Here is an 18383-nt window from a genome sequence, read left to right as displayed (position 1 = left end):
TTTTAGAACTCATCAAATGTTTTGACCAAAGTCATTGCTTCCACCATTTCAAACGCTAGGATACCCTCTCCTAGTCAATGCCCATGGGGAAACCGTGCCACAGCAGATCAGCTATCAAATTGAAAAAAACCTCTATCTCAGCATTACCGACCGCTGCACGCTGGAATGTGCCTTTTGTCCAAAAACACTAGGGGATATGACGGTAAAAGGGTATGACCTAACTCTGGATCACCGCCCTACAGCCGAAGAGGTTATCGCCTCAATCGATGATCCTTCGAAGTATGATGAAATTGTCTTTTGCGGTTATGGTGAACCTACGCTCAGGCTCAACGTATTGCTGGAAGTGGCCCGCCACATTAAAAAGCATGGTGGTCGGGTTCGTGTGAATACAGATGGCTTATGCAATCTGGTGCACAAGCACGACACGTTACCAGAGCTGGCTGAGTGCGTTGACGCCCTATCGATTTCCCTGAATGCCCAGAATAGCGAGATTTACGATCAGCACTGTCGACCCAATCTGCCGGGCTCCTACCAGGCGATGATGGCTTTTCTCAGTCGGGCGCCTGACTATATATCCGATGTGACAGCAACAGCAATTGATGGCCTGGAAGGTGTCGATATTGAATCCTGTGAAGGAATCGCCAGACAGTTAAAGGTTAAATTCCGCCGTCGCGAACTCGATGTCGTGGGTTAAGCCCGATGACCACTCTGGCCGATCATGTTCCAACTTTTGGGCAATACTTGCTCAAGAAATATGGCGAGCGTGTACATAAAATAGCTTTAGACACAGCCTTCACCTGCCCCAACAGAGATGGTAGCAAAGGTCGCGGAGGCTGCACCTTTTGTAACAATGTATCGTTCAGTCCCAACGGACGTGATAGCAAGCCGATCCATGAGCAAATCAGTGCCGGCCGAGAGGTGATCAGCAAACGTACTGGCGCAGTTAAATACCTTGCTTATTTTCAAGCCTATACAAATACCTACGACAAAGTCGAACGCTTGGCGGAACGTTATGACGAAGCGTTGAAGGAGAAAGATGTCATAGGCCTCTCTATCGGCACTCGACCGGACTGTGTACCTGATGACGTACTGAATCTTCTCAGCCACTACCAATCTGAAGGATATGAAATATGGCTCGAATTGGGCCTGCAGAGTGCGTTTGATGAAACCCTCGAACGGGTCAATCGTGGACATGGTTTTGCTGAATATGCGGATGCTGTAGAGCGTACAAGAGGTCGAGGCATCAAGGTTTGTACCCACATGATAGCTGGCCTCCCTGGGGAAACCGGCCTGCATAACCGGGAGAGCCTGCGCAGAATTACTGAACTGGGTACCGATGGCCTAAAATTGCACCCACTGCATATCGTCAAAGGAACCCAGCTTGCCAATACCTGGCGAGCCGGTGATTACACACCTTTGACCTTGAAGGAGTATATCCAGATCGCTGCGGATCTGGTTGAGCAAGCACCTGAAGATATTGTGTGGCACCGGCTCACAGGTACTGCTTCGGAGACCATACTACTCGCACCAGCATGGTGCTCATGGAAATGGCGTGTACTAAACGGAATCGCTAGTGAACTACAACGCCGTCAGGAAAACTGTCTGCGTGTCGCCTGAATCTGAGATCAAAGAGAAGCGCTATGGAACTAGTCTGCCCTGCTGGCAACCTACCCTCACTGAAATCAGCAGTCGACAATGGTGCTGATGCAATCTATTTTGGATTGCAAAATGATACCAATGCACGCCATTTCCCCGGCCTCAATTTCAACTTAAAGCGCGCCCGGGATGGCATTACCTACGCGAAGTCTCGAGGCAAAAGGGTATTCATGGCGATAAATACCTACCCCAGACCGGAAGGCTGGGAGAGGTGGTGTCAGGCAGTCGACAGTGCCGCATCACTAGGGGTTGACGCACTTATTTGTGCTGATATCGGCATACTCAGATATGCATCAGAACACTACCCCGATCTCAACCTCCATCTCTCGGTACAGGCATCAAGTACCAATCACCAGGCCCTCGCCTTCTATGCAGAATCTTTTGCTATAAAGCGAGCGGTACTACCGAGGGTTCTCTCCCTCAGCCAGGTAAAGCAGGTCATCGAAAATACCCAGGTTGAGATCGAGATCTTCGGATTCGGCAGTCTCTGTGTGATGGTCGAGGGACGCTGCATACTCTCCTCTTATGTCACAGGCGAATCCCCCAATACACATGGCGCCTGCTCCCCTGCCCAATATGTCGATTACCGTGAGACAAGCCAGGGATTGGAGTCGAGACTCAACGGCCTGCTGACAGATCGTTATGCCCGTGGAGAACAAGCAGGCTACCCAACTATATGCAAAGGCCGATTTGCAGTAGGAGATCATACCTACTACGCCTTAGAAGAACCTACCTCTTTGAATACACTTGAGTTATTACCAAAGCTTCAAGACGCGGGAGTGAAGGCCATAAAAATTGAAGGCAGGCAGCGGTCACCAGCCTATGTCGGACAGGTTACAAAAATCTGGCGCGAAGCCATAGACAGCTGCCAACAGGATCCACAAGCATATCAACCCAAAGCCGCATGGCAGAATCTGCTCGACCAGGTTTCTGAAGGTACCTCCACCACACTCGGTCCTTACTACAGACCATGGCAATAGCTCTATGAATTCTCACCCCAAATTATCTCTCGGCCCGATTCTCTACTACTGGTCAAGAGAGGACCTTTTCGAATTCTATGAACAAGCCGCAGAGATGCCGGTAGATATCATATACCTTGGGGAAACTGTCTGTTCCAAACGTCGCAGCCTCAAGACCGATGACTGGATCGAAATCGCTACACGCTTGAGCGATCAGACAGAGAAGCAGATCGTGCTCTCAACATTGGCACTACTGGAAGCGGAATCTGAGCTTAAAACCCTCAAGCGAATCTGTGAAAATGGCCGCTTTCTGGTCGAAGCGAATGATGTTGGCGCCATCCAGATCTTAAGCAACCTGCAACTCCCCTTCGTTACTGGACCGAGTATCAATATCTATAACCCGGAAACCCTGAAACTACTTACGAGTAAAGGGTTAAGTCGCTGGGTGATGCCACTGGAACTGGGTAAATCCACCCTGGAGCTCATGCAACAGCAACGTCCAGATGGCGTGGAAACAGAAGTTTTTTGCTATGGCAGGATGCCGCTTACCCTTTCAGCACGCTGCTTTACGGCTCGATCTCACAATCTCCCAAAGGATGATTGCCAGTATAAGTGTATCGACTATCCGGATGGCAGGCTTCTCTCAACTCAGGATGGGGAATCGTTTCTGGCTTTGAACGGCATTCAAACTGTATCAGCCAAAAGCTGCAATTTACTCCCTGAACTGGAAGAGTTGAAAAAGCTGCAGGTTGATGTCATAAGAATCAGCCCCCAATCCCAATTCACCGGGAAGATCGTAAATGCATACCGTCAAGCCCTGTCCGGCAATCAGCCAGGCGATCTGAGCAAATACATCCCACAGGGCAGCTGTGATGGCTACTGGCATGAAGACATTGGCTTATCAGCCAGCAGCCACTGAAGTGCTAGTGTGGTGTAACGTATAAACTGTACCAATCAGCGAGACGCTAAGCCGTTAGCTGCTAGGCGCGCGGCTTGGAATGGTGCGCCCATTCCAAGCCACTCAACGCCCTGAAGGAAGTGCCCTTGGGAAGCAATGCAGATGACGGCTTAGCGTCTCGCCCGTAGGGAGGCCCGTCAATGCCTAAATCCTGGGTTGCAACGCTTGACAAGGACGCTGCCATTACCTGCGCGCTGCGCCTGGTTTTGAGACATTGACGGATCTCTGATTGGTACAGTTTATACGTTACACCACACTAGTTCATACTGGATCTGTCGTCTTCGCTCCCAAGAAGTAGTATTTAGATTCTGCCCAATTATCGATCATCCATTGTAAAATCCTCCTCTGCAGCCTGCCCTCTTAACAGAGTGGATCAGCAGCTACGTCATTTCACATTCAAGTGTAATTGCTTTGCCAGCTATTATCAGAGGCCTCCTTTTTCAATGGCTTGATAACTAAAAGATTTATATAGTTATGGGTTTATGACAATCTATACTATGGAACATCCATAGCCCCGAAACCAATCACGGATGAAATAGCTCTTTTTCTCACATAAGGTTTTCGCATGTACAACCGAGAGTATCAAGTCAATATCATCACTTCGCTATTTGTCTCAATAGCGTTTTTTTCATCATCGAATCTGTGTGCAGACAATCATCTCAATGACTTCTCTGAAAGCTATTTTTACGATGAACTTCCAGTTGTCCTCTCCGCATCCAGGCTAAGTCAGTCACAGGCTGACACACCGACTGCGATGACGGTTATAGACAGACAAATGATCGAGGCCAGCGCAGCACTGAATATACCCGATCTACTCAGGTTGGTGCCTGGATTTACCATTGGTTTTTACGCAGGCTCACGAGCAACAGTCAGCTACCATGGGCACGCGGATGAATATGCGAGAGACATGCAGGTTCTGATCGATGGGCGTTCGATCTATGATCCTGTCTACGGCGGTATTCCCTGGTCTGAAATTCCACTCAGTCTTGATGAGATATTACGGATCGAAGTGATACGTGGACCAAATGCCGCTGCCTATGGGTCGAACTCATATGCAGGGGTTATCAATATAGTCACAGACCGCCCTAAAGACCTTCTGGGCACGACCATCTCCACTACTATGGGCTATGGCCAAACTCGTTATATTGAGGCAGCCCACGCAGCCACATCAGGAGATTTTGACTATCGCGTGTCTGCCAGTTACGAAGAAGATCAAGGCTTTGACAATCGCGATGATGCCAGCCGAACCAAATGGTTAAAATTTGACAGTGACTATCACCTCAACCAGAGCAGTACCATTAGTACCGAACTCGGGATAGTAGGCAGCAACTCAGACGAAGGCCATCCAAATCTATTACAGGAAGATCGTGAGCTGGAAACCAGCTACAACTACCAATCCATAGAGTGGAACCACCTCCTCACACCAGACAATCAGATCAATATACAGTTTTATCATAACTACTACGAAGTCGATGACACTTATCAGTCCCCATCAATATCTCAACAGATCATAGCCAATGAAGATCTGCAGGAGTATGACGAGGCCATCAGACCAGATATCTTTGCAGGGTTGATATCCGGTGGTATGTATGACTTTGAGTCACTACTTCAAGCCCTTAATATGACAGACTCACCGTTTGTCTTTTCCTGGCTCGGCCTTAAATCACATCGTTATGATCTGGAAATTGAAAATACACTGGAACCGATAGATGATCTTAGAGTCGCCTGGGGTGTCGGAGCGCGTCATGATCGTGGAGAGAGTCCTTGGTTATTCCAGAAAGATAAGGCCATTTCAAGAGATTTATATAGACTCTTTATAAACAGTGAGTGGTATGCAACAGAGAGTGTTGTGGTAAATGCAGGCACGATGCTGGAAAAATTTGAAGGAAAGAAAGAGGTGTACTCACCACGCCTCGGCATTAATTATCACTTAACAGAGGAAAACACCATACGAATAAGTGGCTCAAGAGCATACAGGATGCCAACCATCTATGAAGACAATGTTAACCTGTCTATCTATCTCGACTCTCAGGATGACCCATTAAATACCTGGGTAGTGAGCACAGAAGAGCTGGAACCTCAGCGAATTGATCGCATCGAAGCTGGCTTTTTCAGCCACTTATCCGATTACGCACTTAATTTTGATATATGTCTTTTTCACGAAGAGTATGAAGAGATAATTGACCAGTATGGTAATTTAGATATTCGTGACCCTGACCGAGGCGTAACAGACCCTATTGACCGGGAAATACTCTATCAATTCAACCGATTTTATCAGCGAGGCGCATTTACCTATACCAACTTCGGAGAGGTTGAAATCAATGGTTTGGAATTCGAACTCGATTTCAGACCTACAAAAAGAGATATGGTATTTTTTGGTTTCAGTTATCTAAATGTCAGTGGTAATGAAATAAAACGTTTAAAAGATGGTGTCTACAGTTATCGCGAGAATGCTGATGAGAAAATACCTCAGAGAACTTTCAGCCTGCTGGCAAGCCATACATTTGATGATGGTGTTAGTATCAGCGCAGGCTACTACTTCACTGATGAGATGGAGTGGCCAGGAGAAGGTGATGCTGTTCCAAACTTCAGCCGCCTTGATGTGAAATTCAATAAAAAAATAGTGCTCGATAAAGCAAAACTTAATATTGCATTGATTCTGCAAAATATCCACGAAGAAAATTACGATTTCTATAATGGGGATGCTATCAATGAACAGAATATATGGGAAAGACGGGCCTATTTGCAGGCCAAATTGAACTATTGACAACTAAGTTATGAGCAACAGAGATACACAGGGAGTATGCAACCTCTCATGCCACGAGGTGGGTCAGTGTGTCTTTAATATACTTAAAATAATAGTGTTCTCAATGAAACCTGCGCAGTGCGTCAGGTTTATGGTGTTTATTTTCTACTTGGGTCTGATTGTTCCTGGTTTGGCAGCAGCTCAGGAAAAGAATACCAATATATTAGTTCTTCTCAGTGACAATAAGGATGTCTATCTTGATGTTGCCACAACGATCACCAATTCAACCATAAAATATTGCCGAAATCACAAACTAAGCTGCCAAAGCAGCAACTATGACATCGTGCAAGTCTCATCATATGACATCGAATCGCATAACAACTATCAATTAATAGTTACTCTCGGGATACATGCTGCGATATTTGCACGCAACAACATAACAGATGCGGATATTATTTCTGCTTTGATACCGAAAAACAATCCACTGATTAAAGAGATCACTCAAAGCGGGTCGCAACAATCATTTTTATACCTTGACCAGCCACTCGCTCATAGCCTCGCCTTGATAAAAGCTCTTTCCAGCCGATTTAAGAATATTGGCATCCTGGTGGATATCAATGACAAGAGCACCGTAAGCACATTAACCAGCGCAGCAAATGATCTTGATTTAACACTTTATTTTGAACCTATTGAATCAAGCGAATTTATTGGCACTGCACTCAATAACCTATTAGTCAAAATCGATATTTTTCTCGCTACTCCAGATACCAATATACACAACAAAGCAACTGTATCTAATATATTGTTATCCAATTATAGAAAAAGAATTCCATTGATTGGATTCTCTTCTGCCTATGTTAAAGCAGGTGCATTAGCAGCTGTCTACTCATCTCCGGAGAATATTGCACACCAGGTCAGGGACGGTATTGTTACCTATTTTTCAGATGAACCGCTAGATGCAGAGGAACAGATGAGCAGATACTTTTCTGTTCTTTTTAATACAGATGTCGCTCGCTCTCTTGGATTTCCGATCAAATCGGAATCCAAATTAAAGGAACAGATGATGGACTATATCCATGATGATTCTTAATAAACTGAGATCATTAAAATTCCAGGCTTTGATGATCGGGTTATTACCTGCATTCATTCTTGCCCTGATGTTGACCATCTACCTGATCACCACTCAGCTTGAACAGTTAACTAAGCTATTCAATGATCGTGGCGTATCAATCGCAAACCAGTCAGCTGCTATCAGTGTTTATGGTATTTTCACCCGCGACAAGACGATTCTGGAAATGAGCCTTCGGCCAGTTTTTTTACAAGATGATGTTCACAGTATCAAGGTATTTGATGCCACTGGTTCTCTGTTGTCACACATGATTAAGGATGATAATGAAAGCAGTAATAATTTAGCCCAATTCAGTGCCCCTGCGATTTACGTTGTCGAGAACATACAAATCACTGATTACCCTGATCAGATTCTGGACAGCGAAAATGGCGGCAGCGAGAGTATGGGTAATGTAATTCTGACGCTGAGTAAAACCAGACTAAATCACAACAAAACCAGCATTATCAGAAACACCATAATATTATTGGTCCTTGGATTGATTGTTACCGCCTTTTTCTCATTGGCATTGAGCCGCTCTGTAATCAACCCAATTACGAGATTAACCCAAGCTGTATCTCGCATGCGAGATGGTGACTTATCTGTTCGTGTACCAGAAATATCAAAGGGGGAAATACGCAACCTGGAAGAGGGTTTCAATGCGATGACTAATCGCATTCTCCAATCTCATGAAGTCATGCAACAACAGATTGATCAGGCCACTTCTGAGCTTACAGAAACCATGGAGGCAATCGAAATACAGAATGTAGAACTGGATCTGGCTAAGAAAAGAGCGCTCTCAGCCAGCAAAGCCAAGTCAGAATTTCTTGCTAATATGAGTCACGAGATTCGTACACCAATGAATGGCGTGCTGGGCTTTACCAATCTACTGTTAAAAACTGACCTGTCACAACAACAAAGTGACTTGGTAAGTACAATTTCCAAATCCGCCATCAACCTGCTGGATATCATTAACGAAATACTTGATTACTCAAAACTTGAATACGGTAAGCTTGAACCTGAGACTGCCCCTTTCAACGTAAGAGAGTGTTTCGAAGACCCCACTGTACTCCTCTCTCCTTCCGCTCATGACAAAGGATTGGAACTGGTATTACTGGTCTATTCAGATGTCCCCAGAACATTAATCGGTGACGAACCAAGAATAAGACAAATTCTGGTTAACTTGATCAGCAATGCCATTAAATTCACTCACCACGGTGAGGTTGTCATTCGAGTCATGATTGACACAGAAACCAAGACCCGTTGTGTTTTAAAGTTTTCCGTCACTGACACTGGCATTGGCATTGAAACAAAAGCACAAAATATGCTTTTCGAATCATTTCAACAAGCTGACTCATCTACCAGTCGTATGTATGGTGGCACTGGATTAGGATTAAGTATCTGTAAAAAATTAGCTCAGTCCATGAATGGTGATATAGAGCTTTTCAGCAGCCTTGGAAAAGGTGCTAATTTTATTGTCTCTATACCACTCGTTAAATCAGTAGCTATTAATTCTGATGACGACCAACTACGTTACCAAGACAAACGAGTAATTCTTGTCGATAGCCATAGACTCTCCTATCTCGCTATTAAGCACACATTTGAGTCTTATGGAATAGAGGTTGTCGATGGTCAGTTTCCTGTTAATTACACACAGGACATTCACTTAATAGTACTTGGTTTCACTCATGATGAGATCATCTCAGGTGTTGCAGAGTTTGAAATAAAGCGTCTGAAATCAGACTGCACACTACCTCTCTTAACTTTCGTCAGCGCTTCAGAAAGAACTGTGTTTGAGCAAATTCAATCCTTGAGTGATGACATATATCTTTCAAAACCATTCAGTACTGTCAAACTGGAAAGTAGTTTGAGGACTATTTTTGCCACTAAATTAAAACTACCTGAGTTTCCAAGTAAAAGTATTTCTGACAACACCCAGCCAAGCCTGGATAACTACAACATTCTGGTTGTTGATGATAATGACATCAATCTCAAACTCGTCAGTACTTTAATGAGAAGTAAGGGCGCCATTGTAACCGAAGCTAATGATGGACTGAGTGCAATATCTATGACTCAAAACCATCGATACGATCTGATTATGATGGATATCCATATGCCTAAAATGAAAGGAACCGAGGCAGCTGAAATCATTCGCAGACATGAGGGTGAAACAGCACATACACCAATCATTGCGTTAACTGCCGATGTCGTTCCAGCCACAAGAAATCAGATTACTGAGTCTGGTATGGACGGTTATTTATTGAAACCTATAGACGAACCACAAATGTGGTCTGTTATAAATAGTATCTTTAGTGGCCACTATTTTCCCGAGAACAGTTACCAACAAACAGAACAAACGGCAGACACACTGATCTTAGCCGAATCGCTACCAGTCAGAGATATGAAAAAACTGTTAGCCATTACAGGAGGAGATCAACGACTGGCTGATGAGATGTTTCATCAGCTATGCCTGGAGTTACCACAACAATTAATGTCAATTAAGAACTATATTGATCAATCAGACTGGTTTAATCTCAAAGAGATCGTACACAAAATCCATGGATCAACATCATCCTGTGGTGTACCTGCCTTGGATTATGCAATCAAAAAATTCGAAAAAATCTGTAAATCTGAGAATGAAAAGCAAATTCTGGAATACTTCGTGCACCTTGAGCAGGAAATCGAAAAATTGCTAAAGCATGAGGTTGGTAATGTTGTCTGACGCACCAATTGGGATTTTTGACTCTGGTATAGGCGGCCTCTCGGTACTCAAGCATATCCGAGCACTACTACCTCATGAAGATCTCAAATATGTCTCTGACAGGGCACATCTACCCTATGGCAATAAAGATAACGATTTCATCCTCCAGCGAAGCCGGTATATCACGCAATTTTTAGTAGAGCAAAATGTAAAAGCAATTGTTATCGCATGCAATACCGCAACTGCAGCTGCGGTCAAATATCTGCGAGAGAACTTCCCGATACCAATTATTGGCATGGAACCTGGTGTAAAACCGGCAATTGAGCAAAGTCAGAGTGGCATGATTGGTGTTCTGGCAACTCAAGGCACGTTGTCTAGTCATAAGTTTCAAACTTTGTTACAACAACATGCTAATGGCTCGAATATAGTTATTTGCCCTTGTCAGGGTTGGGTTGAGGCTATCGAACTTAATGGCCATGATCACCAGATTACTCACAAACTGGTCGCACAGGGACTGCAACCTATACTTGAGAGTGGCGTCGACACACTCGTTTTAGGTTGTACTCACTACCCTTTTCTGAGAAAAGCCATTGAAAATATCGCAGGATCCGAAATTTCTATAATCGATACAGGAGAGGCGGTTGCCAAGCAACTCTACCGAAGACTGGTTGATCTGGATCTTCTCTCTCAGACGACTTCACCAGGAACTGAGGATTACTGGTGCAGCGCACCACCTCAAGAGACTCAGACAATGATTGAACGCTTACTATGCAAGCCTGCCTTTGTCCAGTCTCTGCCGAAAATCTAAGGATTTGTCAGAGCACTCGTTCATAAAACTGCAATCCCTTCTCTACAACAGCCCGAAACTCCTTGGGTATTGGCAGCTCCTCTGGATCCACTGCAGCCAGCATATTTTTAAGATGAACCCCTAATCCTGTATCGCCATCCATGATTAAATGTCTCTGAAAAAATAGCGTATCCGGATCTTCCCGTCCTGTGATCAACAGCAGATAGTCGTAGACTGAGCCGACAATGGTCAAATCAGACGCCTTGCCACTTGCCTCGGAAATTTTACCTCGACTCAGAGTTAAAGCATATTCAAGACCAGCATCACTCACTTTGATATGCACCACCCGCCCTTCAAGGAAATCGAGTTCGCCATCTAAAATCTGAGAACGGAATACCCGGTTCAGCAGCGCACTCAATATCAAGCCATGAGCCTTGCCTGGCAAAATTCTAAGAGGCAGGACGAATGGTTTGGGCATCAGGGGGCGTTTGGATACAGCATACATGGCGAAGAGCCTCATCATTGGATATTACGAATGCCTCGACAAGGCAGTTCCACACTTAGTGCCAGTGTGGTGTTACATGTTACTCGAATCGGCCCTAGCAAAAATCAGGCTAACAGCAGTATCATACCAGCAGTCATTCGAATGTGCGAAAACCCTGTTTATGTCTATAACTCTGCAATCTCCTTTTTTACCTGAGAACTCTGATACTTACCTCCTTTGGCGAGAGAATAAACTACGCGACTATCCTAAGTCACTTGAGGATCTTATTGTTGAAATTGGTGACCCACGTCATTTGACCCAAGCTGAGCACGATAAGATACAAAGCATTTGTAAAAAGACAAACATGGCTGTGTGGGCAGGGCTGTCGGGACACGATGCAGACAAACAGATTATTCGTAATCTTGGGCATCGTTTTGGCCTGCAACATCTTGATCACAATATGTGTGCCGACAATGATGCTATCACTTCACTGACGGTTCAGTCCGATGCCTTAAGGCAAGGTTACATACCCTACTCCAATCGCCCGATCGCCTGGCATACCGATGGTTATTACAATGACCTTGAGCATCAGATTCACGGCCTGCTGCTGCATTGTGTGCAACCAGCTGAAGAGGGTGGTGAAAATGACCTTCTCGATCACGAGATTGCATTTATTCGCATCATGGATGAAAACCCGGATTATGTCCGTGCCTTAATGCACCCGGAAGCCATGACAATACCTGCAAATGTGGTGGATGGGGAGGAGATCAGACCTGCACGCTCAGGACCGGTATTCGCGATATATCCTGACGGTCATTTGCACATGCGCTATACAGATAGAAGTCGCAGCATTGCATGGCGCGATGACCCAGTACTAAATGAAGCCTTAAGTTATCTGAAGTCAACTCTTCATACTCCATCCGAGTGGCACTTCCGAGGCAAACTAACAGCGGGCCAGGGGCTGATCTGTAATAACGTGTTGCATACACGCTCTGGGTTTTCTGATGGAGATCATCCAAGACTGATCTATCGAGCGCGCTATTTCGATCGAATCCATAACTCTATACCCCAGTACAACTGATCCTTTTTGATGGTCTTAACTGACCAGGCGACCACGTACATCATCAGAATCACTATCAAGCAATCAATCTTCAACTGTCGTTATGTAGATCCAAAATAGATTTATCTGCAATTTCATTCTGCTTTTTGGCACCATCGTTGCGCAGCAGTTCGAGTTGCTCAAGATAGGTTTCGCTGACATCACCAGTTACATAATCGCCATTGAAGACTGAGGTATCAAAACGCTCGATGTCTGTTTTACCTTTCTTTAAAACCGCATCAATCAAATCTTGCAGATCCTGGTAGATCATGCGATCGGCACCAATAATCTCCTGAACCTCTCCGACGGTGCGATCATGAGCGACCAGTTCACTCGCTGATGGCATATCGATGCCATACACATTCGGATAGATCACAGGTGGTGCAGCGGAAGCGAAATAGACTCGTTTTGCACCAGCCTCACGAGCCATCTGAACAATCTGTTGAGAAGTAGTTCCACGTACTACTGAATCATCAACCAGCAATACATTCTTACCCTTGAACTCCAAATCGATGGCATTCAGTTTCTGTCTTACTGATTTTTTTCTAACCGTCTGCCCAGGCATAATAAAGGTTCGCCCGATATAACGGTTTTTTATAAAACCCTCTGTGTAGCGGATTTTCAATTCATTAGCCAGGGTCAATGCCGCGGTGCGGCTGGTATCGGGGATTGGTATCACCACATCCACATCGTGGTCAGGCCACTCCCGCTGGATCTTCTTTGCCAGCTTCTTGCCCATTCTGGATCGGGCTTTATGCACAAATACATTGTCGATGATCGAGTCTGGACGTGCAAAATAGACAAATTCGAATATGCAGGGTGATTTTACTGGGTTAGCGGCACACTGTTGAGCATGGAACTGCCCCTCTTTACTGATGAATATCGCCTCACCCGGCTCCAAATCCCGGACCCGCTGGAATCCAAGGGCATTCAAAGCAACACTCTCGGAAGCGATCATATATTCTGTGCCCTTATCGGTCTCACGTTTACCGTAAACTATCGGACGTATGGCATAAGGATCACGAAAACCTATCAATCCCACACCAGGAATCATAGCAACCGCAGCATATCCACCCCGGCAGCGTCGATGCACTCCTGCCACTGCCTTGAAGATATCTTCAGGTGCGATGCGTAGTTTATTCTGCATCTGCAGCTCATGGGCAAATATATTGAGCAGGATCTCCGAGTCGGATGAGGTGTTAATATGTCGCAGATCCTCGACGAACAGATCCCGAGTCAACTCTTTCGCATTGGTGAGGTTGCCATTGTGCGCCAGGGTAATGCCATAGGGTGAATTGACATAGAAGGGTTGAGCTTCAGCCGATGATGCGCAACCAGCTGTTGGATAACGGGCATGCCCTATGCCTATAGTACCTTTCAAACGCATCATATGGCGCGTGTGAAAGACATCTCGAGCCAATCCGTTTGCCTTGCGCAAATATAATTTGCCCTTTTCACAGGTCACGATACCTGCAGCATCCTGACCTCTGTGTTGTAACACCAACAAAGCATCATAGAGCGATTGGTTGACCGGTGATTTACCGACAATACCCACGATACCGCACATGTTCAGTTCTCCAGGATCTGTATGGGACTAGTTACATACCAGGCCATCAACTGATGACCCAGGCAGACAGGGTATCCCAAACCACACATTAAGACCTCTCCATGTCGATTAGTAGCCGAAGTTTGCAGCAATATCACTGGGCAAATAACTCTTTAGCCAGAGCGCCATCTCCTGAAAATAGGGTATCAGGCGTGATTCATGCCACCAAGGATCGTTCGGAAAGGGGGTCAACCCGGCCAGTAGGACCAGAATTGCAACGATTACCGCGCCCCGCGCCACCCCAAAAAAGATGCCGATCAGACGATCGGTACCACTCAATCCGGTCGTGTCGACCAGTACTTTCATGAAATGATTGATAACGGCGCCAATAATCAATACACCGATCAGAATCAGTCCGAAAGAGACACCAAGGCGTATCGAGGGCACGTCGATCCAAGGTATCAACTCAACTGAGAGGGTACGAAAGAATAACCAGGCGAGTGTAAATGCCGCAATCCAGGTTGCGAGTGAGAGTGCCTCCTGCATAAAACCCCGTATGAGGCTAATTACAGCAGAGAGCGCAATAATTGCGATGATCAGTATATCGATCCAGAGCATACCGCTACCCCATTGGGCGATCGAGACATGGCGTTCATTCTATTGAACATAGGCCAGCAGAACCCAGAAAAAGAGCGCCCGGATCAAGTCCGGGCGTGACCTTATTGCATCTGGTGGAGCCAGGCGGGATCGAACCGCCGACCTCAACACTGCCAGTGTTGCGCTCTCCCAGCTGAGCTATGGCCCCAGAAAGCCGGGCATATTAGGGGATAATTCCCCGCTTGTCCACTGATTTTTTACCTGTTTCACTTTAGTCCTGCTATGCCTAATCCAATGACTTTGTTGGGATTTGTGATACAGAATCTACTAGTATGACGCACCACACTAGCCACCTGTCTTCTCAATTTTAGCCCAGGAATCTCTCAGGGTAATAACTCGATTAAATACTTTTGGTACCCTACCGGCTTCAGTGCTATCGAGAATAAAGTAGCCCTCTCTTTCGAATTGATAAGCTTGGCCAACTTCAGCCTCAGCCAGCGTCGGCTCGAAATAGCAATCTGTCAGTGTGCGCAAAGAGTCTGGATTGAGGTTATCGGTAAAGTGACCACCCTCTTCCACTTTATCCGCGTTTGCCTGTTTGAAGAGTCGATCGTAGAGGCGAACCTCCCCTTTCTCTCCGTGACGCATTGAAACCCAATGTATAACCCCTCGAACCTTTCGCCCCTCCGGGTTTTTCCCCAGGGTATCTGGATCGTAGCTACAGCGTAGTTCAACAATCTCACCCTGATTGTTTTTCACCACCTCTTCACACTTGATTACATAGGCATTTCGCAGCCGCACCTCTCCACCGGAGACCAGGCGCTTGAACTTTTTATTCGCCTGCTCCCTGAAATCAGCCTGATCGATGACGATCTCTCTGCTGAACGGAACCTGACGTATCCCCATAGATTCATCTTTAGGGTGGTTGGGTGCATCGAGTAACTCTTCACCATCCTCTGGATAGTTTTCGATAACCAGCTTCAGTGGATGCATAACCGCCATACGGCGAGGCGCATTGCTATCGAGATCCTCACGGATGCAGTTTTCCAGCATGCCAATCTCTACCAGACCATCAGATTTGGTGATACCGATACGATGGCAGAACTCACGAATGGAAGCCGCAGTGAATCCCCGTCGTTTCAAGCCTGCAACCGTGGGCATGCGTGGATCGTCCCAGCCTTCAACAAAGCCTTCATCCACCAGCTGGGTCAGCTTTCGTTTACTCAACACAGTATATTCAAGATTGAGTCGGGAAAACTCGATTTGCTGGGGATGAGAGGGAATGGTGATGTTATCCAGCACCCAGTCGTATAAAGGGCGATGATCCTCAAACTCCAATGTACAGAGCGAGTGAGTAATACCCTCAAGCGCATCAGATACAGGATGGGTGTAGTCATACATTGGGTAGATACACCAGGCTTCACCTGTCTGGTGGTGGATCACGCCATGACGAATACGGTAGAGGGTGGGATCACGCATATTCATATTCGGCGAAGCTATGTCGATCTTGGCTCTGAGTACACGTTCACCATCCGCAAACTCACCGGCTTTCATGCGCGCAAACAGATCGAGATTCTCCTCAACTGAGCGATCACGATAGGGACTTTCCCGACCTGGCTCGGTCAATGTGCCCCGATAGGCGCGCATCTCCTCCCCATCCAGATCACAGACAAAGGCTTTACCTGCCTTGATCAGCTCCACTGCAAAATCGTAGAGCTGCTGAAAATAGTCCGAGGCGTAAAACAGCCTCTCCTGCCAATCGTACCCGAGCCAGCGTACATCCTCTTGGATGCTTTTAACGAACTCCATATTCTCTTTATGGGGGTTGGTATCATCAAAGCGAAGATTGCACAGACCGCTATAGTCCTGAGCGACCCCAAAATTGAGTACTATTGATTTGGCATGACCGATGTGCAGATAACCGTTCGGCTCAGGAGGAAAGCGAGTGTGCACCCGCCCATCGTTTTTTCCTTGCTTGAGATCCTGCTCGATGATCTGTCGAATAAAATTCGTTGTAGCGCTGTCGCTGTGATCCGTTTCGCTCATAATGTTGGCTTCTTGTAATAGTGTACAGAAATGATACTTATGGCCTGGTTAGTATTAACCCGCAGCAGCTTCTCGCTGTGTGATATAGTCAAGTGCTTTGTCGATTCGTCGCAAGCAGGCCTCTTTTCCAACCAAATATAGTGTTGTATCTATACCCGGTGATGCTGCCCGTCCAACCACCGCTACCCGTAATGGTTGAGCAACCTTTCCCATCTTCAATTCCAGAGCGGCAGACACCTGTTCCACAACACTGTGTAGAGTCTCCTCACGCCAATCATCCAATACGGAAAGTGCCTCACGCATCTTTTCCAGTGGCTCTCTGGCCACGCCACGCAGATGCTTCTTGGCCGCTTTCTCTTCGAACTCTTCATAGTCTTGGTAGCAGAACGCACTCATCTCTGCCATCTCCACGAGCGTCCTGGCCCTCTCCTGATGAGCTTCAGCAACCTTCGTCAGATCTGCACCCACAGCTGGATCTATACCCAGATCCCCCATATGAGGACTGAGCAGATGTGCGATACGTTTCGGATCATCCTGTTTGATGTAGTGTTGATTCAACCATAATAGTTTATCGGTGTTGAAGCTGGATGCAGCCTTGTTGACGGCATCGATATCAAACAACTCGATCATCTCATCGATGGAAAAGATCTCTTGATCACCATGGGACCAACCCAATCGCACCAGATAGTTGAGTAGGGCCTCGGGAAGAAAGCCTTCCTGTCGATACTGCATCACACTCACTGCCCCATGGCGTTTTGACAATCTTGCGCCATCATCCCCGAGTATCATTGGGACATGGCCATAAATTGGTGGTTCTGCGTTCAATGCCCGCAGAATATTGATCTGCCTGGGTGTGTTGTTGAGATGGTCATCTCCTCGAATCACATGACTGATCTGCATGTCGAGATCATCAACCACCACGGTCAGGTTATAGGTGGGGGAGCCATCAGTACGTCGAATGATCAGATCATCCAACTCCTCATTATTGAAGCTGACCCGGCCTCGAATCAGGTCATCGACCAGCACCACACCTGTGTCAGGATTGCGGAAACGGATCACATGAGGCTCATCGGGGCTTACCTCATGATTCCGGCAATGGCCATCATAACGAGGTTTCTCCTTACGACTCATCGCCTCTTCTCTTAAATTATCCAGGCGCTCCCGGCTGCAGTTACAGCGATATGCCAGGCCCCGGGCGAGAAGATCGTCGATTACTTCATGGTAACGGTCAAAGCGCTTGGTCTGGTAAAACGGCCCCTCATCATATTCGAGACCAAGCCAGGTCATCCCCTCCAGGATCGCATTCACAGACTCTGCTGTTGAACGTTCCAGGTCTGTATCTTCGATACGCAAAACAAATTTACCGCCATGCTTGCGGGCGTAGAGCCAGGAAAACAGGGCCGTGCGGGCACCGCCCACATGAAGATAGCCGGTGGGGCTGGGAGCAAATCGGGTACGGACAGTCATAGTCTGGTAATTACATCCAGTTAAGAGCAAACCTGGAATTCTATCAGACCCGGACTGTTTCGGAAGCTGGTAATGGCATTCAATTCGGAAATAGTCACAAATCCAATCAATTGACCTGATCCAGGTACCTAACTAGAATGCGCCTTCACCTGATCAGGGCGCATAGCTCAGCTGGGAGAGCGCTGCAGTCACATTGCAGAGGTCACAGGTTCGATCCCTGTTGCGCCCACCA

Annotated in this window: 14 protein-coding genes and 2 tRNA genes; 10 read left to right on the top strand and 6 right to left on the bottom strand. The window is 46.4% G+C overall.

The window, feature by feature from the left end; translation table 11 throughout:
* Positions 1-94 precede the first annotated feature (94 nt).
* The 8 genes from AC4IE7_RS19245 to murI all read left to right on the top strand — a co-directional run bounded on the left by AC4IE7_RS19245 (position 95) and on the right by murI (position 10933).
* On the top strand, positions 95-694 hold the full coding sequence (locus AC4IE7_RS19245) for a TatD family nuclease-associated radical SAM protein (RefSeq protein ID WP_490778492.1): 600 nt from the start codon (positions 95-97) through the stop codon (positions 692-694).
* Positions 695-699: 5 nt separating this feature from the next.
* The gene (gene mnmL, locus AC4IE7_RS19240) at positions 700-1617 is read left to right on the top strand and encodes a tRNA modification radical SAM protein MnmL/YtqA (RefSeq protein ID WP_490778491.1); all 918 of its coding nucleotides are present in this window, start codon (positions 700-702) and stop codon (positions 1615-1617) included.
* A gap of 23 nt (positions 1618-1640) precedes the next feature.
* Positions 1641-2636, top strand: coding sequence for a ubiquinone anaerobic biosynthesis protein UbiU (gene ubiU, locus AC4IE7_RS19235; protein WP_490778490.1), 996 nt, complete (start codon positions 1641-1643; stop codon positions 2634-2636).
* Positions 2637-2640: 4 nt separating this feature from the next.
* On the top strand, positions 2641-3534 hold the full coding sequence (locus tag AC4IE7_RS19230) for a U32 family peptidase (protein ID WP_490778489.1): 894 nt from the start codon (positions 2641-2643) through the stop codon (positions 3532-3534).
* A 604-nt stretch (positions 3535-4138) separates the two neighbouring features.
* A complete protein-coding gene (locus AC4IE7_RS19225) occupies positions 4139-6340 on the top strand; it encodes a TonB-dependent receptor plug domain-containing protein (protein ID WP_490778488.1) in 2202 nt (733 codons plus the stop codon).
* Positions 6341-6443: 103 nt separating this feature from the next.
* On the top strand, positions 6444-7409 hold the full coding sequence (locus AC4IE7_RS19220) for an ABC transporter substrate-binding protein (RefSeq protein WP_490778487.1): 966 nt from the start codon (positions 6444-6446) through the stop codon (positions 7407-7409).
* A complete protein-coding gene (locus AC4IE7_RS19215) occupies positions 7396-10146 on the top strand; it encodes a response regulator (RefSeq protein WP_490778486.1) in 2751 nt (916 codons plus the stop codon). The genes AC4IE7_RS19220 and AC4IE7_RS19215 overlap by 14 nt, the downstream gene beginning before the upstream one ends.
* Positions 10136-10933, top strand: a complete 798-nt coding sequence (gene murI, locus AC4IE7_RS19210; protein ID WP_490778485.1) for a glutamate racemase — start codon at positions 10136-10138, stop codon at positions 10931-10933. The genes AC4IE7_RS19215 and murI overlap by 11 nt, the downstream gene beginning before the upstream one ends.
* 7 nt (positions 10934-10940) lie before the next feature.
* Here the strand turns inward: murI and ubiT are convergent, their stop codons facing one another.
* Entirely contained in the window at positions 10941-11435 is a 495-nt protein-coding gene (ubiT, locus tag AC4IE7_RS19205; RefSeq protein ID WP_490778484.1) for a ubiquinone anaerobic biosynthesis accessory factor UbiT, read from the bottom strand.
* Positions 11436-11577: 142 nt separating this feature from the next.
* Here ubiT and AC4IE7_RS19200 point away from each other — a divergent pair, with 142 nt between their 5' ends.
* The gene (locus AC4IE7_RS19200) at positions 11578-12477 is read left to right on the top strand and encodes a TauD/TfdA family dioxygenase (protein WP_490778483.1); all 900 of its coding nucleotides are present in this window, start codon (positions 11578-11580) and stop codon (positions 12475-12477) included.
* A gap of 70 nt (positions 12478-12547) precedes the next feature.
* Here AC4IE7_RS19200 and purF read toward each other — a convergent pair whose 3' ends face one another.
* The 5 genes from purF to gltX all read right to left on the bottom strand — a co-directional run bounded on the left by purF (position 12548) and on the right by gltX (position 18151).
* Positions 12548-14062: an amidophosphoribosyltransferase gene (gene purF / locus AC4IE7_RS19195; RefSeq protein WP_490778482.1), complete on the bottom strand. Its 1515-nt coding sequence runs from the start codon at positions 14060-14062 to the stop codon at positions 12548-12550.
* Positions 14063-14170: 108 nt separating this feature from the next.
* Positions 14171-14659, bottom strand: coding sequence for a CvpA family protein (locus tag AC4IE7_RS19190; protein WP_490778481.1), 489 nt, complete (start codon positions 14657-14659; stop codon positions 14171-14173).
* A gap of 111 nt (positions 14660-14770) precedes the next feature.
* Positions 14771-14846: transfer RNA gene (locus AC4IE7_RS19185), tRNA-Ala, on the bottom strand.
* A 137-nt stretch (positions 14847-14983) separates the two neighbouring features.
* Positions 14984-16684, bottom strand: a complete 1701-nt coding sequence (locus AC4IE7_RS19180; protein WP_490778480.1) for a glutamine--tRNA ligase/YqeY domain fusion protein — start codon at positions 16682-16684, stop codon at positions 14984-14986.
* A 54-nt stretch (positions 16685-16738) separates the two neighbouring features.
* Positions 16739-18151, bottom strand: coding sequence for a glutamate--tRNA ligase (gene gltX / locus AC4IE7_RS19175; RefSeq protein ID WP_490778479.1), 1413 nt, complete (start codon positions 18149-18151; stop codon positions 16739-16741).
* Positions 18152-18307: 156 nt separating this feature from the next.
* On the opposite strand from gltX, the gene AC4IE7_RS19170 reads away from it, so the two are divergent.
* A tRNA-Val gene (locus AC4IE7_RS19170) sits at positions 18308-18383 on the top strand.

The organism is Candidatus Thiodiazotropha sp. AKAK3, assembly GCF_058244645.1.
Note: the sequence above shows the minus strand (reverse complement) of the source record. Positions and strands in the feature narration are given on the sequence as shown.

Excerpts from the sequence above, each read along its gene's own strand:
- mnmL (WP_490778491.1), top strand. The coding sequence starts at position 700 with ATGACCACTCTGGCCGATCATGTTCCAACTTTTGGGCAATACTTGCTC.
- ubiU (WP_490778490.1), top strand. The coding sequence starts at position 1,641 with ATGGAACTAGTCTGCCCTGCTGGCAACCTACCCTCACTGAAATCAGCA.
- AC4IE7_RS19230 (WP_490778489.1), top strand. The coding sequence starts at position 2,641 with ATGAATTCTCACCCCAAATTATCTCTCGGCCCGATTCTCTACTACTGG.
- AC4IE7_RS19225 (WP_490778488.1), top strand. The coding sequence starts at position 4,139 with ATGTACAACCGAGAGTATCAAGTCAATATCATCACTTCGCTATTTGTC.
- AC4IE7_RS19220 (WP_490778487.1), top strand. The coding sequence starts at position 6,444 with ATGAAACCTGCGCAGTGCGTCAGGTTTATGGTGTTTATTTTCTACTTG.
- AC4IE7_RS19215 (WP_490778486.1), top strand. The coding sequence starts at position 7,396 with ATGATGATTCTTAATAAACTGAGATCATTAAAATTCCAGGCTTTGATG.
- murI (WP_490778485.1), top strand. The coding sequence starts at position 10,136 with ATGTTGTCTGACGCACCAATTGGGATTTTTGACTCTGGTATAGGCGGC.
- ubiT (WP_490778484.1), bottom strand. The coding sequence starts at position 11,435 with ATGATGAGGCTCTTCGCCATGTATGCTGTATCCAAACGCCCCCTGATG.
- AC4IE7_RS19200 (WP_490778483.1), top strand. The coding sequence starts at position 11,578 with ATGTCTATAACTCTGCAATCTCCTTTTTTACCTGAGAACTCTGATACT.
- purF (WP_490778482.1), bottom strand. The coding sequence starts at position 14,062 with ATGTGCGGTATCGTGGGTATTGTCGGTAAATCACCGGTCAACCAATCG.
- AC4IE7_RS19190 (WP_490778481.1), bottom strand. The coding sequence starts at position 14,659 with ATGCTCTGGATCGATATACTGATCATCGCAATTATTGCGCTCTCTGCT.
- AC4IE7_RS19180 (WP_490778480.1), bottom strand. The coding sequence starts at position 16,684 with ATGAGCGAAACGGATCACAGCGACAGCGCTACAACGAATTTTATTCGA.
- gltX (WP_490778479.1), bottom strand. The coding sequence starts at position 18,151 with ATGACTGTCCGTACCCGATTTGCTCCCAGCCCCACCGGCTATCTTCAT.